General features: G+C 42.6%; 24 protein-coding genes and 2 pseudogenes. 10 read left to right on the top strand and 16 right to left on the bottom strand.

The window, feature by feature from the left end:
• Window positions 1-115 precede the first annotated feature (115 nt).
• Window positions 116-499 carry an IDEAL domain-containing protein gene (locus tag ABLT31_RS28685; RefSeq protein WP_367758171.1) on the top strand — a complete coding sequence of 128 codons (384 nt, stop codon included), beginning with the start codon at window positions 116-118 and terminating at the stop codon, window positions 497-499.
• A gap of 76 nt (window positions 500-575) precedes the next feature.
• Here the strand turns inward: ABLT31_RS28685 and ABLT31_RS28680 are convergent, their stop codons facing one another.
• The 5 genes from ABLT31_RS28680 to ABLT31_RS28660 form a co-directional block, all read right to left on the bottom strand.
• Entirely contained in the window at window positions 576-746 is a 171-nt protein-coding gene (locus ABLT31_RS28680; protein ID WP_367758170.1) for a hypothetical protein, read from the bottom strand.
• Between the two features lie 24 nt (window positions 747-770).
• Window positions 771-2,405, bottom strand: coding sequence for a chaperonin GroEL (gene groL / locus ABLT31_RS28675; protein ID WP_367758169.1), 1,635 nt, complete (start codon window positions 2,403-2,405; stop codon window positions 771-773).
• 95 nt (window positions 2,406-2,500) lie between these two features.
• Window positions 2,501-3,526 (bottom strand): NAD(P)-dependent alcohol dehydrogenase, encoded by a 1,026-nt coding sequence (locus ABLT31_RS28670; protein ID WP_367758168.1) that lies wholly within the window; start codon window positions 3,524-3,526, stop codon window positions 2,501-2,503.
• 3 nt (window positions 3,527-3,529) lie between these two features.
• Complete coding sequence (locus tag ABLT31_RS28665; RefSeq protein WP_367758167.1) at window positions 3,530-4,249, bottom strand: iron-sulfur cluster assembly protein; 720 nt, start codon at window positions 4,247-4,249, stop codon at window positions 3,530-3,532.
• A gap of 16 nt (window positions 4,250-4,265) precedes the next feature.
• Complete coding sequence (locus ABLT31_RS28660) at window positions 4,266-5,282, bottom strand: amidohydrolase family protein (protein WP_367758166.1); 1,017 nt, start codon at window positions 5,280-5,282, stop codon at window positions 4,266-4,268.
• Between the two features lie 630 nt (window positions 5,283-5,912).
• Here ABLT31_RS28660 and ABLT31_RS28650 point away from each other — a divergent pair.
• From ABLT31_RS28650 to ABLT31_RS28625, 6 genes are all read left to right on the top strand, one after another.
• Window positions 5,913-7,565: an aromatic/alkene/methane monooxygenase hydroxylase/oxygenase subunit alpha gene (locus ABLT31_RS28650; RefSeq protein WP_367758165.1), complete on the top strand. Its 1,653-nt coding sequence runs from the start codon at window positions 5,913-5,915 to the stop codon at window positions 7,563-7,565.
• Between the two features lie 87 nt (window positions 7,566-7,652).
• Window positions 7,653-8,687, top strand: coding sequence for an NADH:ubiquinone reductase (Na(+)-transporting) subunit F (locus ABLT31_RS28645; protein ID WP_367758164.1), 1,035 nt, complete (start codon window positions 7,653-7,655; stop codon window positions 8,685-8,687).
• Between the two features lie 28 nt (window positions 8,688-8,715).
• A complete protein-coding gene (locus ABLT31_RS28640; RefSeq protein ID WP_367758163.1) occupies window positions 8,716-9,783 on the top strand; it encodes an aromatic/alkene monooxygenase hydroxylase subunit beta in 1,068 nt (355 codons plus the stop codon).
• Window positions 9,780-10,115 carry an MmoB/DmpM family protein gene (locus ABLT31_RS28635; protein ID WP_367758162.1) on the top strand — a complete coding sequence of 112 codons (336 nt, stop codon included), beginning with the start codon at window positions 9,780-9,782 and terminating at the stop codon, window positions 10,113-10,115. Before ABLT31_RS28640 ends, ABLT31_RS28635 begins: the two co-directional genes overlap by 4 nt.
• A gap of 645 nt (window positions 10,116-10,760) precedes the next feature.
• On the top strand, window positions 10,761-10,979 hold the full coding sequence (locus ABLT31_RS28630; protein ID WP_367758161.1) for a helix-turn-helix transcriptional regulator: 219 nt from the start codon (window positions 10,761-10,763) through the stop codon (window positions 10,977-10,979).
• A gap of 452 nt (window positions 10,980-11,431) precedes the next feature.
• Window positions 11,432-11,554, top strand: coding sequence for an AraC family transcriptional regulator (locus ABLT31_RS28625; RefSeq protein ID WP_462976545.1), 123 nt, complete (start codon window positions 11,432-11,434; stop codon window positions 11,552-11,554).
• An 89-nt stretch (window positions 11,555-11,643) separates the two neighbouring features.
• Here the strand turns inward: ABLT31_RS28625 and ABLT31_RS28620 are convergent, their stop codons facing one another.
• From ABLT31_RS28620 to ABLT31_RS28585, 8 genes and pseudogenes are all read right to left on the bottom strand, one after another.
• On the bottom strand, window positions 11,644-11,913 hold the full coding sequence (locus ABLT31_RS28620) for a sugar phosphate isomerase family (protein ID WP_367758160.1): 270 nt from the start codon (window positions 11,911-11,913) through the stop codon (window positions 11,644-11,646).
• A pseudogene (locus tag ABLT31_RS28615) lies at window positions 11,913-12,128 on the bottom strand (6-phosphogluconolactonase); the annotation flags it as partial. The pseudogene ABLT31_RS28615 and the gene ABLT31_RS28620, both read right to left, overlap by 1 nt.
• A 47-nt stretch (window positions 12,129-12,175) precedes the next feature.
• The gene (locus ABLT31_RS28610; RefSeq protein WP_367758159.1) at window positions 12,176-12,928 is read right to left on the bottom strand and encodes a DUF3891 family protein; all 753 of its coding nucleotides are present in this window, start codon (window positions 12,926-12,928) and stop codon (window positions 12,176-12,178) included.
• A 319-nt stretch (window positions 12,929-13,247) separates the two neighbouring features.
• Window positions 13,248-13,442: a hypothetical protein gene (locus tag ABLT31_RS28605; RefSeq protein WP_367758158.1), complete on the bottom strand. Its 195-nt coding sequence runs from the start codon at window positions 13,440-13,442 to the stop codon at window positions 13,248-13,250.
• Between the two features lie 152 nt (window positions 13,443-13,594).
• Window positions 13,595-13,903, bottom strand: coding sequence for a hypothetical protein (locus ABLT31_RS28600; protein ID WP_367758157.1), 309 nt, complete (start codon window positions 13,901-13,903; stop codon window positions 13,595-13,597).
• Window positions 13,904-14,130: 227 nt separating this feature from the next.
• Window positions 14,131-14,553, bottom strand: coding sequence for a chromate resistance protein ChrB domain-containing protein (locus ABLT31_RS28595; protein ID WP_367758156.1), 423 nt, complete (start codon window positions 14,551-14,553; stop codon window positions 14,131-14,133).
• Entirely contained in the window at window positions 14,550-14,984 is a 435-nt protein-coding gene (locus ABLT31_RS28590) for a Chromate resistance protein ChrB (protein ID WP_367758155.1), read from the bottom strand. Before ABLT31_RS28590 ends, ABLT31_RS28595 begins: the two co-directional genes overlap by 4 nt.
• Window positions 14,985-15,000: 16 nt before the next feature.
• On the bottom strand, window positions 15,001-16,209 hold the full coding sequence (locus ABLT31_RS28585; protein WP_367758154.1) for a chromate transporter: 1,209 nt from the start codon (window positions 16,207-16,209) through the stop codon (window positions 15,001-15,003).
• Window positions 16,210-16,555: 346 nt separating this feature from the next.
• Here ABLT31_RS28585 and ABLT31_RS28580 point away from each other — a divergent pair, with 346 nt between their 5' ends.
• A complete protein-coding gene (locus tag ABLT31_RS28580) occupies window positions 16,556-16,750 on the top strand; it encodes a hypothetical protein (protein ID WP_367758153.1) in 195 nt (64 codons plus the stop codon).
• A gap of 520 nt (window positions 16,751-17,270) precedes the next feature.
• Here the strand turns inward: ABLT31_RS28580 and ABLT31_RS39055 are convergent.
• Both ABLT31_RS39055 and ABLT31_RS28570 read right to left on the bottom strand, forming a co-directional pair.
• Window positions 17,271-17,450 (bottom strand): annotated as a pseudogene (locus tag ABLT31_RS39055) (UvrD-helicase domain-containing protein); the annotation flags it as partial.
• 101 nt (window positions 17,451-17,551) lie between these two features.
• Entirely contained in the window at window positions 17,552-17,884 is a 333-nt protein-coding gene (locus ABLT31_RS28570; protein WP_367758151.1) for a hypothetical protein, read from the bottom strand.
• A gap of 366 nt (window positions 17,885-18,250) precedes the next feature.
• On the opposite strand from ABLT31_RS28570, the gene ABLT31_RS28565 reads away from it, so the two are divergent.
• Both ABLT31_RS28565 and ABLT31_RS28560 read left to right on the top strand, forming a co-directional pair.
• Window positions 18,251-18,586 carry an IS110 family transposase gene (locus ABLT31_RS28565; protein ID WP_367758150.1) on the top strand — a complete coding sequence of 112 codons (336 nt, stop codon included), beginning with the start codon at window positions 18,251-18,253 and terminating at the stop codon, window positions 18,584-18,586.
• Window positions 18,587-18,592: 6 nt separating this feature from the next.
• Window positions 18,593-19,258, top strand: a complete 666-nt coding sequence (locus tag ABLT31_RS28560) for an IS110 family RNA-guided transposase (protein ID WP_367758149.1) — start codon at window positions 18,593-18,595, stop codon at window positions 19,256-19,258.
• A gap of 556 nt (window positions 19,259-19,814) precedes the next feature.
• On the opposite strand, the gene ABLT31_RS28555 is transcribed toward ABLT31_RS28560, so the two are convergent.
• On the bottom strand, window positions 19,815-20,900 hold the full coding sequence (locus tag ABLT31_RS28555) for an IS110 family RNA-guided transposase (protein WP_367758148.1): 1,086 nt from the start codon (window positions 20,898-20,900) through the stop codon (window positions 19,815-19,817).
• Between the last annotated feature and the right edge of the window lie 753 nt (window positions 20,901-21,653).

The raw sequence follows: 21,653 nt of genomic DNA, 5'->3' as shown, positions 1-21,653 counted from the left end.
CATTAGTACTTCTTTTTTTTTTGTAAAAATAATCTGTTCTAGTACATATGTTTATTTCTTTTGCTTAGATATAATAATAATAATGGTAGGTAACAATTTCCAGGCAGGTGATAAAATGAATCATTTACAGTATGGGGATGAAGTCATCGTTTGCAACGAGGACAGCAACTATAATAGCCAAATGGGCACCGTTTTTTCCATCGATATTTATGGCCATGTGAAAGTCAGAATGCAAGAAGATGAGATGGTGGTCAAATTTCAACGAGAAGAATTAAAGCTGATCTTCAAACGATATAATACCACTCATTATATGGATCAAAACCCTTCCTTTATCAAATATCTCCAATATAAATATCAAACGAGATCGAATCATACAGATCAACTTCTGCGAATGGAACAGCTGAAACAACTGATCGATATCGCACTGGATAGTCGAGATCAGGCTTGGTTTGAGAATCTTTCCAGACAATTGAAAGCTATAAGCAGAATCCGTGATTAAAAGAAGGTGGGATGACCCAGAGAGGATGTAGGCATGACGAGCTACAACACTCTCTAGAACCCAAACGTGAATCTTCCTACCTTGTCATGATCATCGCCATCAACGGACACGCAGGTCGAGTTTTGGTAGGAGGCGGCACCTTGGCTTTAAGGATCTCATCCTCCTTCGTATCGGCACGGATCCCTTTACTTCTGACAGCTAAGCCGATCATGGAGCATCCCCGATGGTTCCTTTCCCCTATCCCCATTAACTCTTACTCCTCTCTTTTCTTCTACTCTAATAATTCCGCACCGCCCCCTCGGCAAGGACCACTGGTCGAATCAACTCCGATTTCCGGCTTATCTGTGATTAAGGACTCCGTCGTAATGATCAGGGAGGCGATCGAAGCAGCGTTTTGAATCGCGGAGCAGGTCACTTTGACGGGATCAATAATTCCATCTGCAACTAAATCCACATATTCTCCCGTTAAGGCATTCAACCCATGTCCCACAGGCAAATTCGTTACTTTTTCAATGACTCTCGCACCATCTAAGCCGCAGTTTTCGGCAATCGTTTGTAAGGGGTAGGCTAACGAATTCATGACGACGCGGCCACCAAGAAGCTCATCCCCATCTAAGGTCATTACGAAATCTTCTACGCTGGGCAACGCTTGTAACAAAGCGGTTCCACCTCCAGCTACAATCCCTTCTTCGACCGCCGCTCTCGTGGCATTCAAGGCATCTTCAATGCGCAATAACCTTTCCCGTCGTTCCACGGCCGTTGTCCCACCGGCAAGAATGACGGCAATTCCCCCGGATAGTTTGGATAAACGCTCTTGCAGCTTTTCTTGCTCCCACTCTTGAACCGTATCCTCAAGCTGTAGGCGAATTTGTTCCCTTCTCCCTCTTATCTGCTCTCCGTTCCCGTGTCCCTCAAGAATAGCGGTCTGATCTTTATTGACCATCACCTGCCGAGCCCTTCCTAAATCCTCCATCGTGACTTGTTCTACCTTTTTACCCATCGATTCGGAAATGACCCGACCCCCGGTCATGACCGCGATATCTTCTAACATATATTTTCGGTTGTATCCAAATTCCGGCGCCCGAACCGCCACCGTTTGTAACGTTCCTTTCTGTCGATTCAGGTTAAGCGTTCCCAGAACCTCATTCCCTACATCTTCGGCAATGATCAAGAGGGGACGATTCACGCTCATTAATTGATTCATTAAAGGAAGGATTTGATGAATGGATTCAATTCTTTGATCCGTTATTAATATGTAAGGATCATCCAAAACAGCTTCCATCTTGTCATAATTGGTAACCATATGGTGAGAAATATAGCCACGTTCAAACTGCATGCCTTCCACGATCTCCAAAGTAGTGACAGGGAGTTTGGATTCTTCGACCGTAATCACGCCGTCTCTTCCTACTCTTTTAAAGGCATCGGCAATCAAATTCCCAATATCCTTATCTTTCGAAGAAATGGAAGCCACCTCGGCAATTAATTGATGATCTTCCAAAGGGACTGCAGACTCCTTCAAGACATTGACCACGAGCTTAACGGCCTGATCCAGTCCCTTCTTGACGATGACCGGATTCGCGCCATCCCGGACGTAGGCCAGTCCTTGCTTCACCATGGCTTGAGCTAACACCGTCGCGGTGGTTGTCCCATCCCCAGCGATGTCATTGGTATTGCTGGCTACTTCCTTGACCAGCATCGCCCCCATATTTTCAAAAGGGTCCTCCAACTCGATTTCGCTGGCAATAAATACCCCGTCATTCGATACCATAGGCATCGCAAAGGGTCTATCAATAATGACATTCCGACCTTTTGGTCCCAAAGTAGCCTTCACAATCGTGGCCAGTTTATCGACTCCTTTTTCCAATGCGGTACGTGCCTCTTCATGTAATTTGATCAGCTTTGGCATAATAGCCCCCCTCGAGGTTTGTTTTATTCTTGATTCTCCCTTCTTGGATAAAAAAGGCGTCAAGGTATTCCCCGACGCCATATTGTCCACCAACTTTAGGGAACCAAAACAGCTCGTCCGTTAATCTTTCCATCATGAAGCAGCTGAAGTACGTCATTGGCCTCAACGAGGGAGTACTTGCTGGAGTGGAGCGACACCTTGCCTTCTGCGTGCAGAACCATCAACTCGTAGAGCTCGCTGTAATTACCCACCAGGCTGCCTATAATGCTGAATTCATTATTAATGAGGTCTAATGACGGAACGTTAATCGTGCCGCCATACCCGACTACAAAGTAATGGCCACCCTTACGCAGCATTTTCATACTATCCGCGTGCGTCTGATCGGTGCCGACAAAATCCACGATAATGTCCGCGCCATTCTCATTCGTCAATCTGCGAACTTGGGAAATCGCTCCATGGTCCGCCCGTACGGCATGGGTAGCTCCCAGCTCCAAGGACATATTGAGCCTTCCGTCATTGCGATCAAGGGTAATAATCTCCGCATTCCCCAGTTCCCGCATGACTTGAATGCCGATATGACCTAACCCCCCCATCCCGATCATTAAAGCTTTGGTTCCCGGTTTAGCCAATGGAGCCGCTTTTTTCACGGCCCGATAAGCGGTGATGCCGGCGTCGGCAAAAGGAGCCACATCGGCCGGATTCACTCCCGCTGGCAGCGGGATTAAAGCTCGCTCGGATGTCTTTAAGTATTCGGCATATCCTCCATTGACCGTGAGTCCCGGGAATTTCAGCGTGGGGCAGTGCATATCTTCCCCAGATCGACAGCTTAAGCACTTACCGCAGCTCATGACCGGATGAACAATGACAGGATCGCCTACTTTAAATTGGGTAACCGCAGATCCTACGGCATGGACCCAACCGGCATTTTCATGACCGATAATATACGGCAACTCTTGTCCTAAAGCTTCTGCCCACATTCCTTCAATGAGATGCAAATCGGTGTGACAGACGCCCGCTCCTCCGATTTTGACAATAACATCAGTCGGATCGGTGATGCTGGGATCTTCCGTGTTTTGAAGACGTAGTGGTTTATTATATTCATATAGAAAGGCTGCTTTCATAGCTTAAGATACCTCCAATTCGGTTGTCTTTTCTAATGCGTATCGTGTTTCCAAGAGTCCTCGGCAATAATGAGCATTAAACTCCATACTCATGCGTGTCCGGCGCGCATCCAATAAGTACGCGGAGAACTGGTTGGGATCAATGTTCTCTCCCGTAGACTGAATAAAGGCTAATTGATCTGGAGCGTTATCAAACCCCAACGGAGTACGACTAGCGAGATAGCGATCCACTAAGGCGATATCGTCATTCCCTTTCATTGCAAGGACCTGGAGTTGCCGAATCGTCAACGCCACGATCGAGGCGGAATCCATTCCTGCATCCAAAAGATTTCGCAGCAAACGCTCCTGTCGGGACATGAATGTCTTGATCCGGAACTTCTCGCGTAACTGTTCCAAATCGCCGCCAGCTAAATGAGAGAACACTTCGCTAAAGGACTTCCCCTTCGTTACCCCAGTGTTGACCTCATCTGCCGCACAATGATCTTTCAACGTGATGACCACTTCCGACACCCATGGCAATTCTTGCACTCGATCCCTCATGTCCTCTGCCATAATATAGGCAAAATTAGGTGAGCACCAATACGTAGGTAAGCGGAAATAGATCGTCACGGTTTCGTTCTCTATGTTCACCTCTTCAATGAAACCCATCTCCGTAACCGATTGATCGAGCTCCGGATCGTAAACGATGGCCAGTTTCTCCATCACCTCGTTTTTTTTTCCCATCTCGCTCCCCCCTTTTTTACTTAATGACAATTTTATCTCCACGCAGCTTTGCCTTTTGTGCCTCGATATCAATGCCATATAAGCGTGCTGCATTTTCACCTAAGATCTTCTTTTTTACAGAAAGGGTTAATTGGGTTCCTGTCTCTTGGGCGATATCTTCAGGAAATTCAAACGCCATGAATTTCTCAATCAGCCAGTTTGGTTCCCAAATGGCGTAATCACTGCCGAATAGAATGCGATTCTCATCCAACCAGTACAGTAGTTCACTGATGATCTCTGCAAAGTAACGAGGCCGTGTATGGATGAATGGCATGACCACGGAAAGGCCCGCATACACATTCTTCTCTTGGGTAGCAATCCAGCAGAAATCCTCTAAGCGAGGCAGACCGCAATGTTCCACGATGAAATTCAATCCAGGAAAACTGGTGGCTGCATCATCAATATCGGCTACATCAAATGCATCTCGATTCAACGGAAGAATCGTAGGGCCTTTGTGCACATGAATATTCTTAATTCCTAACTGTTCACATTTTTCCAAATATTTTTGAGTCCATGGATCATAGAGCTTGTATCCCTTAGAGTCTCCGCGCCATTCTGCCGTATATAATTTCACCCCTTGAATCTTGTGGGTTTCGGCTAAATACTCCAGGTACTCCAACCCTCTTTCTCCATCTCGCGGATCGAAGGTCCCATTGCCGATCAGGCGGTTCGGATATTTCTCGATTAATTTGGCATTCTCCTCCACATCCCCAAACCCATTTTTATAAAAATCGGTCAGGAACACGGGCTGAAAAATAGCCATGTCAACATGTCCCTTAACGAAGACATCTTGAATTAAATCCTCCGCGCTGTACTTCAGAAACTTATTGTAGTCCCATAAATTCTCCTTGGGGCTTAAGTTTTTATGGTAATCGTAAAAACAGTTGATAAATTCGGCTCCATGCTGATTTCGCTGATTCTCTACACTTCCGTCCCATAGGGCAATATGGGAGTCAATAACATAGATTTCTTCTCCATTGCTTGCTTTAAACATAATGACCAGCTCCTTTAATAATTTTTTACGATATGGACCGTATACTCTTCTTCCTTTAACCGGTGAAGCGGGTACAAGACCTCTTGCGCCTCTGCAGCATCCCCTGTAATAATGAGTACTTTTTTACTCACTGCAAAGCCCTCCTTGCATTCTCGTAATCAGGTAATGATCGAACTCACTTATCACTGCTGCAAGTCCCGTGCCAAACTATGAAAGGGTGGGGTTCATTCGCTATTTTCGGTAGAAGGTTCCTATTAATATAAGGTAACCCTAGTAAGTCCCATACCCATTTGGATTGTTAAGACCGCCTTCTCCTGCATCAAGCTGCTGTTGAAGTTTGCAACATCGTCGTAATACACGACAAACCCTGTCACACTTTCTGCGACAGTGTCTCACACCTACCAGATACCAAAAGAAAATGGCATTTTTATGCGTGATTCTCCCCCTTCCTCCCTATCCCTTCCTTAATAGGAGCATCGGAATTTTCAAATAAATGAATTGATTATTTATTTATTTTCATGTCAATTTAGAGTTGGCATCATCCTTGCATTAGAAAGAATCGAGGTGACGGAGTTAACCTAAGCCTTATTAAAGCAATGAACCATATCTAAAAGTAGGAGGGATTTTGTAATGGCTACCAAGCTATCAAAAATCAATGCTCAGCCGAATATGAGCAACGCCGAGGCTCATAAAAGGGTCAAAGATTTAGCCTGGCTCCCCAGTTATGCCAAGGAAGCAATCAAGTATCCGACCGACTACAAATTTTCCAAAGCACCGAAGGATACGATGAAACAAGTTTTACGTTCCTATTTTGCGATGGAAGAAGAAAAGGACAACCGGGTATATGGAGCCATGGATGCTGCCCTTCGCGGAAACATGTTCCGAAATGCTCAGCCGAGATGGATTGAATGGATGAAGCTGTTCTTAGCCATTATTCCTTTTCCCGAAATTTCCGCGTCTCGTTCCATGGCTTTATTAACCAATGTCGTACCGAATGATGAGTTGAAAAACGGCTATACGATGCAGATGATTGATGAATTCCGACACTCCACGATTCAGATGAACTTGAAGAAATGGTATATGGAAAACTACATTGATCCTGCCGGCTTTGACATTACCCAAAAAGCATTCGGAAAATGCTATGCGACAACGATTGGACGCCAATTTGGCGAAGGATTCATTACAGGTGACACCATCACCGCTGCCAATATCTATTTGCAAATCATTGCTGAAACCGCATTCACAAATACTCTATTTGTAGCGATGCCTTCCGAGGCGGCGGCCAACGGTGACTATGCCCTACCTACCATTTTCCTATCTGTACAATCGGATGAGTCCCGTCATATCAACAATGGATATGGAACGTTGATGATGGTCCTGGGTGATCCAGATAACCATGATCTGTTGGAGCGCGATATCCGTTATGCCTTCTGGCAAAATCATGCCATTGTGGACGCTGCGGTAGGTACCATTATTGAATACGGCACAAAGGACCGCCGCAAAAGCAAAGAGTCCTACGCTGAACTCTGGCATAAATGGATTTATGAAGATTACTATCGCAGCTACTTACTCCCGCTCGAAAAATATGGCCTAAAGATTCACCATGACGACGTAGAAGCCGCTTGGGATCGAGTGACCAAGAAGCATTATGTTCACAAAGTCGCCCAGTTCTTTGCCACCGCTTGGCCGGTGAACTTCTGGCGGATCGACCCACTTGATGAATATGACTTTGAATGGTTCGAATCCAAGTATCCGGGTTGGTATAACGAATTCGGTAAAGGTTGGGAACATTATCGCGACTTGTCTAAGGCAGGCAGTACGCCATACCTTTGGGCCGACACCGGATATGTCTATCCGCATCGCTGTTGGAGTTGCTTAGTTCCTGTGGTCATCCGTGAAGATCTGGTGGTAGACGAGGTGAACGGAGAACTTCACACCTATTGCTCTGAGCAATGCTGCTGGACACACAAAGTGGCCTTCCAAGATACCTACAAAGGCAGACCGACTCCTGCCATGGGTCAATTCAGTGGACGCCGAAACTGGGAAGAAATCTATCATGGTATGGATTTATCAGACGTGGTCAAAGACCTTGGGTTCGTTCGCTCCGATGGAAAAACCTTGGTTCCACAGCCTCACCTTCACTTCGAAGATGATAAGATGTGGAACATTGATCAGCTCAAAGGGTACGAGTTACGCAGTCCACTCCTAGATTTACGTGCCATGTCCCCTGCTGAGCGCAAGAAAAGTATTGCCTCCTACAAAGCAGGATTTTCCTGGAAATAAACAAACCACCGATTCTACTTCTCAGCCTTGATGAAGTATGTTCAAGGCTGAGTGATACCATAACTCATCTTGGGGAGGAAACAAAGTATGAGCTATAAAGTGAAACTAGAGCCCGTTGGGGTTGAAATGGAGGTTGACGAAGGGGAAACCGTATTAGAAGCTGCGTTCCGACAAGGAATCGCTCTAATGCATGGTTGTAAGGAAGGGCAATGCTCCACTTGTAAATCCCTTCTCGTGGATGGGGATGCTGACATGGAGCGCTATTCCACCTTCGCCCTGCCGGATCATGAAAAGGAAGAGGGTTACGTATTACTTTGTAAAACGGTTCCTTACAGTGATCTGACCGTTGAATTAATGCAATATGATGAGGATGCCTTGAAGGTTTCCGTACCGGTCAAAAACTTCCGTGCGGCGATCGAAAGCATTGAAAGCCTGACCCATGATATTCGAAAGATGTCTTTAAAATTAATCGAACCAGAAGAAATCAAGTTCCACTCCGGACAATTTGTGGATCTGTATGCTCCCAATGGAGACTTTTATCGTTCCTATTCCATGTCCAATACACCGAGTCAATCCGATCGTTTAGAGTTCATGATGAAGATTTTCAAAGGCGGCAAATTCTCTACTCTATTGGACGAACAGTTGAAACCAGGGGACGAATTACAGGTTCGCGGACCCTTTGGGAATTGCATCCGCCGGGAAGAAAATACAGGCGATATCGTTCTGATCGGTGGCGGATCCGGCATGGCTCCTCTTTGGTCGATCTTGAATGACATGGCGGAGAAAAAGGTCAAGCGCAAGGTGACTTTCTTCTACGGGGCCCGTTCCAAACGAGACTTGTTTTACCTGGATCAGTTCGCGGCGTTATCTGAGCGTCTAGACAAATTTCAATTCATACCCGCCTTATCCGAACCCCATCCGGATGATCATTGGGACGGTGAAACGGGATTAATTACCGATGTGATTGAGCGCCATCTTGACGTGAACGCGGCACGAAGAGACTTAGAAGCCTTTTTGTGTGGCCCTGGGCCGATGATTGACGCCTCAATTATGATTCTCCGGGATAAAGGGGTCACCACGGACCGTATCTTCTTTGACAAATTTGTCCCGGCATCCAATTAAACTTAAATTTGAACTGGAGGTAAAATGTATGAATGAAATCGTAGACAAATCGGCTGAAGCGGGTTCGAAAAAGTTTGCTGGCAGTAACAGCCGCAAATACAACTATTATCAACCACAGGGAAGACGAGCTACGCTTTATGAAGACGTGACGGTTGATGTTCAGCCGGATCCCAACCGGTACCTCCTACAAGGATGGATCGTTTCCTTTGCGGACGGTACACCTGCTTATTCAGAGAAATGGACCCAAATCAAAAGCTCCGATTGGCACGCTTATCGGGATCCTAACGGAGAATGGGAGCGGAATCACTACATTCGTGAATCGGCAATAGAAAAGCAGGTCGCTCTCACGATACAAAATGCGAAAGCCGAAAATTCATTCCAAAACTTAGACCCCACATGGGTAAAAATTCTGCAGGATCATCTAGGAGCTGTTAAGCATTCCGAATATGGTCTGGGCATGATCTTTCAAACGGCTCAACGGGATGGCATGAGTCAGATGATCAATAACTCGATCCTCATCAATTCCGCGGACAAACTCCGTTATGCTCAGGATCTTGCGATTTATCTGGGTGAAATTGCCGGGATGATCCAACTGAACGAAGCCGCCGGCAAAGAGAATTGGCTCAACAATCCCATCTGGCAAGGCATGCGCGAAGTGGTAGAAACCTTCACCGCTTCGACCGACTGGGCAGAGCAAATCTTTGCGATCAACTTAATTTATGAACCGTTAGTGGGTGAATTGTTCCGAAGCGGTTTCCTAATGCAATCCGCTGCCTCTCATGGTGATTTTGTCACGCCAACCCTTGTATCCACGGCCGAAGCGGATTTTGAACGGAACTTGGAATACACAGCAGAAATGTTCGGGGTCTTCTTGAATGATGCCGTGCATGGCGAATCGAACAAGAAGGTGATTGAAGGATGGCTGCAAAAATATGTTCCTATGTGTATCCATGCCGCCAACCAGCTTCAGCCCATTTGGTCACAGCCACGGGTGAAAGTCGTAAGCTACCCTGTAGCTTCTCAGCGAGCCAAAGAGCGTTTCTATTCGATTATGACACACCTCAACTTAACTTTACCTAAGGGGGTAAAACTATGAGCGAAAAAGGAAATAAACTAGAATTAGAAAAAGGATTTAATAATAAATGCGGGATCACGCTTAGCGATAGTGTAGAGGCACGGGTTATTTCCGATATTATGCGGGAAAAACCCGGAGTGACCATAACCGAGTATCCGGCTATGATCCGTATCGATGGGATTGGAAGATTGGAATTTGATATGCAGGAAATTAGCGAAGCTCTCGGACGGGATTTTGATGCTTATCTATTTCAGGTAGAGATGTCCACCCACTATGGACGCATGGTTAATTTAGATGACAAAGTGATATTATTTGCCAATCCCGAGGAAGCTCGAGAGTACATCGGATTCTAACCTTTAAAAACGTTTGGATTAGAAAGGTGGCACTCGCCTCCTTTCTAATCTCTTTTTTACAAACCCCGAAAGGAATTGTCACCCTTGCAGGACAGTACAATGGATGATATCCTTGCCATCAGGACAGGATGGAAACCGCTATCATGGTTACATACTTCCGCCCTAGGTCCATCCCCCTCCTCCGAGGGACCACGAACTTCACAGTAAATCGAGGTGTCTTACATGATTTCCTATCAATTACTGAAAAAGAACCCTATTGTTGAATTGAGTCACGTACACTTTCACTATCATGCTGCCTTTATCGTTTTAGAGGATGTTCTCTAATTAAAAATAGCCCATAGAGTCAACGGTAAGGCCTTGAGGGCTATTTTTTACGTTTGACAATCTAACTCGTGACAAAATCAGAGGTATATGGGAGTATTTTTTAAAATTCGGGACTTTTGTCTCGACTTGGTGCCGCAAAGTGAGGTAAGCTCCTTTGTTAAAGGAAATACGCGCCTGCTACCGTTCAAGACGTGTACGAAGATCACCTTATAGTTAGAACCCACATAGGTCAGTTTGTAAAAATTAAAAGTCATGAGATTATTAGAACCGCTAGATAAGCGGTTTTTTTAAATTTAAAGATTCGAATAAAATTTATCCTTAATGAATATACTAAATAGAATAAGGAAATGGAGGTGCGCTTTGTTCCACGAAGCATTGAAAGCACTCAGAGAAGAATATTGTCTATCGCAAATTGATCTTTGTATCAAAATCGGATTTAACATCCATTCTTATGGTTATCTGGAAAGTGGAGAGAGACTCCCTACATTAGATCAATTAAAGTTACTCTCGGATTTTTACGGTGTTTCATTCAACCGCTAGATTATAGCGGTTTTATTTGACTTAAAATGTTGAATTCTTATTTTTTTATTGAACTAATATTAGTCAAATCGACATATATTGAAATCAGCTGTAGGCCTTCGCTTCAGCAACTCCTTCCACAAACCTTCCTTCTGAGAAGGTTTCTTTTTTTATCTAAAATCCTAAAACATCTTTTGTTGACATTTAGTACAAGGTCCTGGCATATGTTTTTGTTGAGGTGATGTTCATGGATAAAAGTAAGATGGTTGTTATTGAACATAGAGAAACTGGAAAACGATTTTTATTCGATTTGATGAATATTAACATTAAACCGTACCTTGATAAGTACCGTGTAATATCCATGACGATACCTCTTAAAGATAAGAGGGATTTGGATTTACCTTTGTTTGACTCCTATAAATAGGAGTTTTATTTTTTTAACCGATCGAGCTGATGAAAGATGAACAAAAAATATTAAAATCATCTCTTTGGAAGTAGGATATCAGGATCAAAACTATTTTAGCCGAGTGTTCAAAAAATCAATGGGACTAGGTCCAAAAGAATATCGAATAAAGTTTATGGTAAATGGAAACTAAAATAACAAAAAAGCGAATGAACTCCGCAATCGGAGTGATTCGCTTTTTTATGTTTGTTCCACAATTTCAAGATCGTTAAGGTTCATTTATCAACGCGTTAATAAACTAGCTGCTTCTTTATCTAAAAGTACATGGATATCCGGATGCAATTGAAGCAGGGATCCAGGACACCATGTGGTAATGTCTCCTTCGAAGGCCATTTTGACTATTTCGGCTTTTTCTCTCCCTAAGGCCATTAACAAGATTTTTTTGGAACGCATGATATCCCTTACACCCATCGTGATTGCATGGGTAGGTACCTCTTCTTGCTTTTCAAAATCTTTTGAATTGTCCACTCTCGTTTCGGTGGTCAAATTCACTACATGCGTACGCCAATCAGCTTCTGATCCGGTTCATTAAATCCAAAATGTCCATTTGTACCGATTCCTAGAATCTGGAGATCGAATGGCCCCGCTTGCCGCAATACTTGATCATACCGGACAGCTTCTTCGTTCATTTCCGCACCATTTCCATTGGGGATATGAAAATGGTTTGGATGGATATCAATATGCCTTACTAAGTTGCGTTGCATAAAGGAAAAAAAGCTGCGTCGCTAAAAATTCCAGGAAATTCCTACGGTGGTCATTTTATGAATTTTATCGCGAATTGCTTCATCTGCTCATTATGATATGCTTTTGCAATTCCATATTTTGCGATATCAGCCTTGTTCACTTCTTTATAAGGGACTACCGTTTGGACATGGCCATCGAAGGGGAACGGAAACAATTGTACATGCTCCTCATCTCTCCAATCTGCATACAGCCGAGTATGAACGGAACCTGGAAACGAAAACCGGAAGCCGTCGGCAAACCATTCGTACCGTTGTCTTGGCGTACCGGGCTGCTGCATGCAGACAAACAACGATAGCTCATCACAAAGTACAAGCGCCTTAAGATGCAGCTGAAGCTGCTCCTCTTGAACGCTCAACCTCTTTTGAAGTCTTGTTTGCCTCTCATATTCCTGTTGAATAAACTTTTTCGAGTCGTCATTGATGAACCTATTAGCCAGAGTTGTATAGAGCAAACTGCACAGTAACGCTGCATATTCATTGGCTCGTTGGACTTCGTCCAGACCTTTGGCATAATAAAGAAAACGAATTTTGGCAGGGAAATCAAGAAAGGAATAAGGCCGATGGTCCGCATCGTTCCATAAAGGCCAGCTATCGAGATCCATCCAGCCTCTGTCGTGCTGGTAAGCTGCATAAATCAAATCTGGTTTGCGCTCGTTTCCAACCAGCCACTCGTCACTCCAAAACGACATAAGAGCACCGGACACTTGAGCATGGTCATGCTGTGCAATGAATATAAATGCTTTTTCTTTCTCGTATACGATCAATTAGTCCAACCACCTTTTGCCAGATTTAACGCTCAAAAAATCCTAGTTTCCTGATAAATGATCGCTTGTTCTCCTTTTCACGGACTTCCGTTTGTCTCTAGTCCTGATTGCTGCCTGTCATACATTATTTTACATGAACAAAAAAATTCCTCTATCCAATAGGAATTTGATTTCCTACATCATGATTCGTTCCGGTTAGAACGAGGGGTTCTAAAAGACTGAAGAAATCCCACGAAAAGCATGACTGACGAAGGGGCTGGCTGTAAACCAAAAACAAGCCATGTGATTGCAGGCTTGTTTCTTTCCACCTTACCTTTTCCTAAGAAATAGCCTCTTCCAACTCATTAACTCTTTCATTGATTAACTGAACCTGCTTATATAAAATCATACGTACTTCCCAGCTAACATCTTCGATTATTGCGTTTTTGATCGTTTCCTTTCTATAAATCAACCATTCGATATCGTCTATTGAACCCACTTTTTTGTTAAAAAGAGTTATATCATATAACAACATGTTTATTCCCTCCTTAGAAATACCATACTTTGTTCATATATGATCAGTGTCTCAAATGAATATAACGGCTCGTTATTGCGTTATGAATGGAAAACCCACCACGGTGAGACCATGATGGGCTTGTATCTTGGAGGAAAGGTATTCCATTCATTTCAATTATGACCCTGTCGTACCTGTTGAAGAATCAGTTCCTTCCGGTTCTTCAGATGGCGTGTCCATTTCTTGGTCGCCGCTTGTCTCACTTCGGTACTGAAGCGGATCCGGACATGAAATTGTTTGATGCTCTTGAGGGGCATAAAATCATGATTTGTGTGTTTACGTGCATAGTCTAAAGCGATTTCTTTAGCTTCAGTTTCAGAAATGATCCTTGATTGCTGAAATATTGTATAGCCTAAACCTAAGAAAATTAATAAAATGACTAAGACCGTTATATTCTTCAGTAATACCATCCTTTTAGCCATTTTTTAAAGTTTATTTATTTATTATGCTGTTTTTTCTACTGGCCTTGTTGCTCACATTGTATTCTAAGTTTTTTTCCTTCATTATATATTGGGGTCTCACCAGCATACGGACGTACGTGCTAAGTCAAAAAGCCGAGTTTCCTACGCTAAGGAACTCAGCTTTGTCTTAATCACTCTTTATTCTCGAAATCATTAACAAAAAATCATGAACAATCGCTGCTAAGCTTTTATTCATTCTGTTCTGCGGACAGTTGAGCGTATACAGCTTCAAAAATCAAACTTCCTCTCTCTAATGCAGTTAAATCATCAGGGCTAGTTAATCGAATGCCATCACAAATATAATCGAGACCTGGAGCTACTGGTTCCAAAATAACCTCCTGTACCGTATCCGCTTCATCCACAATTCGAGCGATTCGTTCTAAAATAGGGTCTTCGATTTTAAATTCTCGTAACATGGTGTGGAAAGTACAGTGCCCTCTTCGATGAGTCAGGCGCACACCAGGAATATCAAAAGGTTCAGCACCTTCTGGGAGTGGTTTCTGACCCACAGGTACAAACAAGAATTCTGCATCTGAATCAATCCATTTTCTAATTAACCAAGCACACGCCATTCGATCTACCCCTACCTTTTCCCATGTCACCCACTTCATTCTTTTATCCCTCCTCTAGCCGCTTGCAGTTCTTCAAGAACCTGTTTCCCTAATTCAGATTGAAAATAATCTTGGATTTTAATCTGCTGATATTTCTTTGATAATAGAACAAGGTCAGATTCTTCCTTCTTCAACTCTTCAAGTATTTCTTTATACTCTTTATCCACCTGCTGTATAAACTGTTGAATAATCATTTCGTCTTGTCCTCCTATGACAAGACGGGTTTCCCAAAGCGAAGCTTCTCCACCAAGTTCCTGAATTTCTACCACTAACCATTGGAACTGTTCTCGTGTCTTTAATGTGGAAGGAAGGCACCATACGGATTCGTGTAGGAGAACGGCACCCAACCGTTTTAGTTTTCGCCACACATATACACGAACTTTACTTGGGTTCCGTGGAAGTTTATACAACAAATGTAACCAATTCTGCACGAATCCACCGCCTTCTTTAATGCATCATAGGATAGACAATTAATCCAATAATGGCTGCTCCAAGGACAATCATCGGTTCTGAAACCTTTTTACTCTTCCATAATAACCCCAATGTAATAACGGCAAACAAAGCTGTTGGGATGTCGATAATCGAACGTTGCCCCAGAACGATAACGGCTCCTGTAATGGCTCCAATCGCAGCAGCCGTTACACCATTGACAAAAGCATTAATGCCTGGTAATTTACCGTACTTTTTAAAGAAAGGAGCAGGGATAATGGTTAATAAATAACAAGGTAAAAATGTTGCGAATGCGGCTATACTTGCTCCTGAAAATCCTGCTACTAAGTAACCAATGAACCCAGTAGTTATGACGACAGGACCTGGTGTAATCATCGCAACCGCTACCGCATCCAAAAATTGTTGTACATTAAGCCATTCATATTCTTTTACTACCCCACCGTATAGGAAAGGGACGATCGCCAAACCACTACCGAACACAAAGGCTCCTGCTTTTGCAAAGAAAATGAAAATATTCCACAGTGTTCCTGATGATGAAGATGTCAGCATCCCTACACTTGCTAAAGAGAAAAAAGGGAACGGTATAAAACTGTTCATTGTATTTCTTCCAAATAGCTTCTTAGGAGGAGCTTTAACTAACCAATATAGAATCCCTGCTCCAATAAAAAGAATAACACTCTCGGATTCTGTAATCACCGTGATAGCCGCTGCAACTAAATAAATCCCCCACAGCAGTTTATCCTTTCCAATCGTTTTCGTGGTCAATTTGTAAGCACTAAACGCAATAATGCCAATCACGCTAGCACCCACAGCATAAAACACAGCTTGCATCCAGGTCAATCCGCCATAGTGGACATATGCCCAGCCTGTAATCACTACCATAATAAAAGAAGGTAAAACAAAGGAAATAGCAACAAGAGTGGCACCAAGAATACGGTAGTGTACATATCCAAGATAAATCGCTAATTGAGCAGCTAAGGGACCTGGGGCAAGTTGAGCTAACGCTAGACCATCTTTGTAATCTTCCTCTGAAATCCATCCTCGCTTTTCAACAAGATCACGATACATGTAACCCGTTAAAGCAACAGGTCCCCCAAAGCCAATGGTTCCTAACTTTAAAAAATATAAGATCATTTCTGAAAGTGAATAAGTTGCGGCATTGGTTTGAACCTGGGACTCTGTTTTTCTCAGTAAAGGTTCATCCATTTTTATTCCTCCTCACAAAAGTAATATTGGTTACATTATCTCATATTGTAATAGTGGTTACATTTAATATCAATATATTAATTTAGATTAGAACTTTTGGAGCAGATATGGTTCGATCCATATCCAATGAAAAATTGCCACAGGTTATTAAACTAAATTCCCGTTCGTATTAGCTAGTTATCTCTTAAACGGTCGTTTTTGATATGGGATTGTACTACACCAAAAAACTATAATTGAACCCCAATTTATATAACAAAACTTATATCAAAATCAAAATATCAATACTGATATATTTTAAGAGTTATGAGACAATCAAGGTATAGTTTCGGGGAATTGGAGTGGTTATATGTTAGTTGGATATGCTCGTTTTTCTACACAGGATCAGAATTTAGACCTTCAAAAAGTTGCCCGAAAAGGTGGAAGTCCTAAGGTGATGGATGATAAAAAAGTAGCAATGGCTACTTCCTTATTAAATGATTCAAATCATTCAATTGATGATGTTTGTAAGATCCTGAATATCTCCAGACCCACATTATATTAAAAAGCAGTAATCCTTATACAAGGAGTAGGTTAGATTGGCATCTATAGAACGCAGAGCTTATCCGAGATTCAAAAGGAACCCTACTTTAAAAGAGCTTCAAGGGGTAGCGTCGACAAAACGCAAAAAACGTACGTTAATACGTATTATGGAAATTAAAAAGACGATTCTCTTATTTAGGTAAGAAGAACCGTCTTTTGTTGTTTATTACGCTATAGATCTCCGTTCCCTCATCTTTCGGAACCGATTTTAAATTTGTATTCCATGTCCACTCTAGATCGTTAAATAATGCTTCTATTTCTTCTTTTTTATCCGTAAGAATGGCATAGTTCCAGTAATCGCTTCGCCGATCAGAAACGAATACGTGATTGATCTTGTTTTCATCACCTGCTAAATGAATCGTACCAAATGGGGATATTTGAACTAAAAGCCGTTCGCTAAAGGAATAATAGATCGTGTTAACCCCCAATAAAATGAACCCACCAATAGCAAGAAACCCGACCACTTTTTTAATTTTATTAATAAGCAAGTAAGACGGTTCCGCACCTCTCCAACTATAGATCGACTGGTCGTCATCGGCAACCACACATAGGTTCCCATGTTCTCGAACTAATTTTTCGATGATAGCATATTGAACTAAGGAGGTATCTTGACTCTCATCGGTTAAAACATAATCGTACCTTCGCCGATACCTTTGAAAAAGCTCTTCGACTGGGGTACGACCCATACCTTAAGGGGTATCTACCCCCGAAGCGAACATAAGCGCCCAAAAGGGTACCTTTTTAGCGGTACCCTGTAAATTGTTCATAACTGTCTCCACCAATTATCGATTAATCCGTGCCAATTATAGAAATATGTGCTACGCGGCGATAATCCAATTTCAGCAAACTCGGGTTCATCAAAAACGGAAGAACCTAACAAATGAACGGCACGATGAAGATTTGAGGTTTGGATAAAAAGCCCCAATTCATCCGATGAGCGGAAGGATCCCGGATCGTTAATAATCCGGTTTTCTGCATCTTGAAGTCTTCTATTCCAACGGGGATGCCTTTTTATTTGAGAAGGGATGGATGACCAGGGTCTTACCATACGCGGGTTTAGACCTTGGGTCCTATACCAGCTTAAAGCTCTATTCATATAATACCTATGAAATCTCAAAAACTCTACTCCATCGCCAGTACGCAAATCCGTATGCATATTCCTATGCCACCTTGCATGCTCAACTAATAAACTTTCAGGAAAATTTCGTAGAAGTGCCATAGTTATCATATCTCCCTTTTTTTTAATACACTCTATTCAAAGATTGTTCATAGTGTCTGTATCTTTGCTCTATTTTCTTTATGTTTATGTAGACAATCAAACAGCTAAATCATAATGCTATGGAAAATTACATGATGATTCAGAAAAAATGCTGTCTGAGAAAACAGATTTGATGAAAAAGCGTTCTGCCCTTCTGAAGGTATCATCCCCCTTGGAATACGTGAAGCACCTCGTTACTGGGGAATGATCCCGAATACTCCGGAGTCTGTCAAGAAATTAATGGCGAAGTTAGGAGAACCAGAGCAACTTCGAGTTTGTTATGAAGCTGGACCTACTGGCTATGGTCTGTATCGGCAGCTATTAACTTTGAATATCGAATGTATGGTTGTTGCTCCTTCCCTTATCCCGCAAAAACCAGGAGAGCGTGTAAAGACTGATCGTCGTGATTCCATGCGTTTAGCCCAGCTATTTCGTGCAGGAGAACTAACATCAATCTATGTTCCTACAAAAGAAGACGAGGCACTTCGTGATTTAGTCCGTGCTCGTGAAGATGCGAAAGAAGATCAGCTTCGAGCATGACATCGATTGACTAAATTTCTCTTACGACACGACTTAAATCCTCCAGCAGGCGTAAAAAAATGGACGGTCAAGTATCGTGAATGGCTTAATGGTCTTAAATTTAAGTACTCCTCCATGAGCCTGGTGTTTCAAGAGTACTTGCACCATTTAGATGAAATTGAACAACGCTTAAAACGACTGGAAGCAGAGATTCATACTCAAGCAACCGACAGTGTTCACGCACCCATGATTCAAGCACTGCAAACTTTACGCGGGGTAGCTGAACTTACAGCTACCAGTCTAGTAGCTGAAATAGGGGCCTTCACTCGATTTGGTAGTGCAAGACAATTTATGGCTTATACAGGGTTGGTACCAAATGAAAGTTCAAGCGGAGAAACTCGTCACCAAGGGGCAATCACGAAAACCGGAAATTCTCATGTTCGTCGCGTATTAATTGAAGCTTCTTGGAGTTACCGTTATAAGCCTGCTATCAAGGGAGAACTTCGTCGTAGATTGGAAGGAAAGCCTCCACAACTTCAAACCATCTCTTGGAAAGCACAAAATCGTTTACATGATAAGTATAGTCGTCTTATGGGGCGTGGAAAGAATGGTGGGAAGGTTGTAACTGCAGTAGCTCGAGAGCTGGCCGGTTTTATTTGGGCTGTAGCGCGCGAAGTTGAATTGGCATCATAAGAGAAATTGTTATTTTATTAAAAATTTATTACTTGTCTTTTTGTTCAAAAGAAACATGATAAGGGTTGAAAATAGGGCTCGAAGGCAAAAGAGAAAATCCGGAAAGGAGAATCCACGAGGTTCACTTGCGCTAGGCAATTTGACCAAACGCGCGCCCGTAGTTCGTGGCAGCTCCCCAGACGGAGAGATAAAATGTGAGAACCCACGTATATCAGTATGCTCACCGTCGAAGAGTTTTTTTGCCTTCGTGCCGTGTCTTCAGTCCCTTCATGTTGCTTGACATGGAGCCTCTGCGGGCGTAATTAATATGTGAAACAGGATATCTATGTTCACATCCACCATCACAGCAGTGTATCACGCCCGCCACTCCATATAAAGCAACATGAAAAAGAAAAAAAAACGGGTTAGTTGACACCCTCGAAAGGGGCCTCTTGACAGCCGCGTTCATATCAGTGAACCTGACCAAAGGGAAGGTGAACTAGGAGAACGCAAAGCCTATTTTTATTTCATCTTGAACCTAGTAACTATAAATCTTAGGCTTACTTATGCAGCCTGTTCATACATAGGATCTTAGAGTAGCATCTCCACGTTTAGAGAGAACGATCTGACCTTTAGTTTTTCCAGATGTACTTTCAGCCAAGTTTAATCCTGCCTTACGAAGTAATTGGCGTCCGTGAGTATACTGTTTAAGATCGCCGGCACTAGCCAAAATCGCTGCGGTTGTGATGGGGCCAAGACCCTTGATGGACCTAATCTGCTCAACCATTGGGATCTCGCCAAGTAAGAGTAGTATATCTTCTTCTATCTTTTTTAGCATTTCTAAGATGCGTTCATATTGCTCTAACAACCGTTGTAGATCTTGTTTTGCTTCCACAAGTGCTCTTGTGTCTCCAACACTTTGTTTCGCTTCATGGATGAGGTTTGATGCACGTTGAATGCCACTTGAACCACCGGGTCGCTTCATATGCTTTTTCCAACGCTGAATTACTTCATCCACTGTTAACTCCTGAACATCCTGTGGTGTTGGGAACTCCTTTAACGTGGCCATGGATCGTTGGGAAGTCCATTCTTTAAACACGGAAGGATACTCTGGGAACCGAATATCCAACCAACGAATAATCCGATTCTGTAATCGAACACTATTTGCAACCCAAAACTCCCGATCACTCATAATAGTTTTAAGTCTTTGAAACACATGTCCTTGACGCGTATATTCCGAGTAATAACCACGACTGACGACATCTGCGATTACGAGTGCGTCTTTGGGGTCACTCTTGGAAGGAGAATTGTCGCGATTCTCCTTGTTTCGTTTGGTTGTTGCGGGATTCACTAGGACAACGGTGATTCCCTTCTCCTTAAGCCAGTTCGCTAGGTTAAACCAGTAATGTCCGGTCGGTTCCATACCGATGATGAGGTCATTCAGACGGTGTTTTTGTTGTAATCCTTTCATCCACCTATCTAATTTTTCAAATCCTTCTTGTTCATTCGTGAAGGTAAGATGTCGATTGCTAAGGACGATGCCACGAAAGTTAGTCGCTTGAGCTACATGTCTTTCTTTCGCCATGTCGATTCCAATGACTAGATGGGAAGTAATAATTCTTTCTATTCGTTGATTTTGACCATGAGTTTGTTTAAACTTCATAGTAAGAGCGCCTCCTTGATCGGTTTTTAGGGCTTGACCCTGTGCACACCCCCATCATACCGAGGCGCTCCTTTTTTAGCAAAGACCAAATCTTAGTCCCTACAGGAATGTTCAATAAAGTCTCTAATACCAAAAAATCGCCGTCCCTCTTTCGCTGCATTTTTAGACGTTTTGTATTTTTATATAATACCAATAGGTAAGGAGTAAAGAGGTTGAATAGGAAAAGAATGTAAAAATAATGTTCCAACCATTAAATTAAATAACCCTGCCAATTTCAACTCCAATCCATTCTGAGAGTGTTATGATCGTAGAAAAAATGAAGATTAACATAAAGGCGTTCAGTTTTGTATTCTTGATATAATGAATCATAAAACACCCTAATACCGGAAATAGCCCTAAGTTCAATGGAAGAGCTGAAATCGTTTGAACTCTCGAAAAGATTGGTTTGAAGTCCCAAAAAAAATAAAAACCAAGTAAATAGAAAGCTAATGACAACATTGAACTTACTGGGAATATATGCAGAACTAATTTTCAATCCTTTATATAAAGCCAACTACCGAATATCCATGGAATAGCAAAGCCGAAAATAAAATTAATAATCACTCTAACTCCATCCCTGTTTCTTAAAGTCCGATTATTTTATCCATTTTTTGTATGTCAATTCTAAGTTCAATATAATCATACATTTATAAGTTTTATGTAGAGTGGGGGACTGGTTTCCCAGTCCTCCCTCATCAAACCGTACGAGCGGTT

The organism is Ammoniphilus soli (assembly GCF_040813775.1).
The sequence above is the reverse complement of the archived record's forward strand: the minus strand, read 5'-3'. Positions and strand labels throughout refer to the sequence as shown.

What these genes read in the sequence shown, in the direction of transcription:
- ABLT31_RS28685 (WP_367758171.1), top strand. Translation starts at nt 116, where the DNA reads ATGAATCATTTACAGTATGGGGATGAAGTCATCGTTTGCAACGAGGAC.
- ABLT31_RS28680 (WP_367758170.1), bottom strand. Translation starts at nt 746, where the DNA reads ATGGGGATAGGGGAAAGGAACCATCGGGGATGCTCCATGATCGGCTTA.
- groL (WP_367758169.1), bottom strand. Translation starts at nt 2,405, where the DNA reads ATGCCAAAGCTGATCAAATTACATGAAGAGGCACGTACCGCATTGGAA.
- ABLT31_RS28670 (WP_367758168.1), bottom strand. Translation starts at nt 3,526, where the DNA reads ATGAAAGCAGCCTTTCTATATGAATATAATAAACCACTACGTCTTCAA.
- ABLT31_RS28665 (WP_367758167.1), bottom strand. Translation starts at nt 4,249, where the DNA reads ATGGGAAAAAAAAACGAGGTGATGGAGAAACTGGCCATCGTTTACGAT.
- ABLT31_RS28660 (WP_367758166.1), bottom strand. Translation starts at nt 5,282, where the DNA reads ATGTTTAAAGCAAGCAATGGAGAAGAAATCTATGTTATTGACTCCCAT.
- ABLT31_RS28650 (WP_367758165.1), top strand. Translation starts at nt 5,913, where the DNA reads ATGGCTACCAAGCTATCAAAAATCAATGCTCAGCCGAATATGAGCAAC.
- ABLT31_RS28645 (WP_367758164.1), top strand. Translation starts at nt 7,653, where the DNA reads ATGAGCTATAAAGTGAAACTAGAGCCCGTTGGGGTTGAAATGGAGGTT.
- ABLT31_RS28640 (WP_367758163.1), top strand. Translation starts at nt 8,716, where the DNA reads ATGAATGAAATCGTAGACAAATCGGCTGAAGCGGGTTCGAAAAAGTTT.
- ABLT31_RS28635 (WP_367758162.1), top strand. Translation starts at nt 9,780, where the DNA reads ATGAGCGAAAAAGGAAATAAACTAGAATTAGAAAAAGGATTTAATAAT.
- ABLT31_RS28630 (WP_367758161.1), top strand. Translation starts at nt 10,761, where the DNA reads ATGAATATACTAAATAGAATAAGGAAATGGAGGTGCGCTTTGTTCCAC.
- ABLT31_RS28605 (WP_367758158.1), bottom strand. Translation starts at nt 13,442, where the DNA reads ATGTTGTTATATGATATAACTCTTTTTAACAAAAAAGTGGGTTCAATA.
- ABLT31_RS28600 (WP_367758157.1), bottom strand. Translation starts at nt 13,903, where the DNA reads ATGGCTAAAAGGATGGTATTACTGAAGAATATAACGGTCTTAGTCATT.
- ABLT31_RS28595 (WP_367758156.1), bottom strand. Translation starts at nt 14,553, where the DNA reads ATGAAGTGGGTGACATGGGAAAAGGTAGGGGTAGATCGAATGGCGTGT.
- ABLT31_RS28585 (WP_367758154.1), bottom strand. Translation starts at nt 16,209, where the DNA reads ATGGATGAACCTTTACTGAGAAAAACAGAGTCCCAGGTTCAAACCAAT.
- ABLT31_RS28580 (WP_367758153.1), top strand. Translation starts at nt 16,556, where the DNA reads ATGTTAGTTGGATATGCTCGTTTTTCTACACAGGATCAGAATTTAGAC.
- ABLT31_RS28570 (WP_367758151.1), bottom strand. Translation starts at nt 17,884, where the DNA reads ATGAATAGAGCTTTAAGCTGGTATAGGACCCAAGGTCTAAACCCGCGT.
- ABLT31_RS28565 (WP_367758150.1), top strand. Translation starts at nt 18,251, where the DNA reads ATGATCCCGAATACTCCGGAGTCTGTCAAGAAATTAATGGCGAAGTTA.
- ABLT31_RS28555 (WP_367758148.1), bottom strand. Translation starts at nt 20,900, where the DNA reads ATGAAGTTTAAACAAACTCATGGTCAAAATCAACGAATAGAAAGAATT.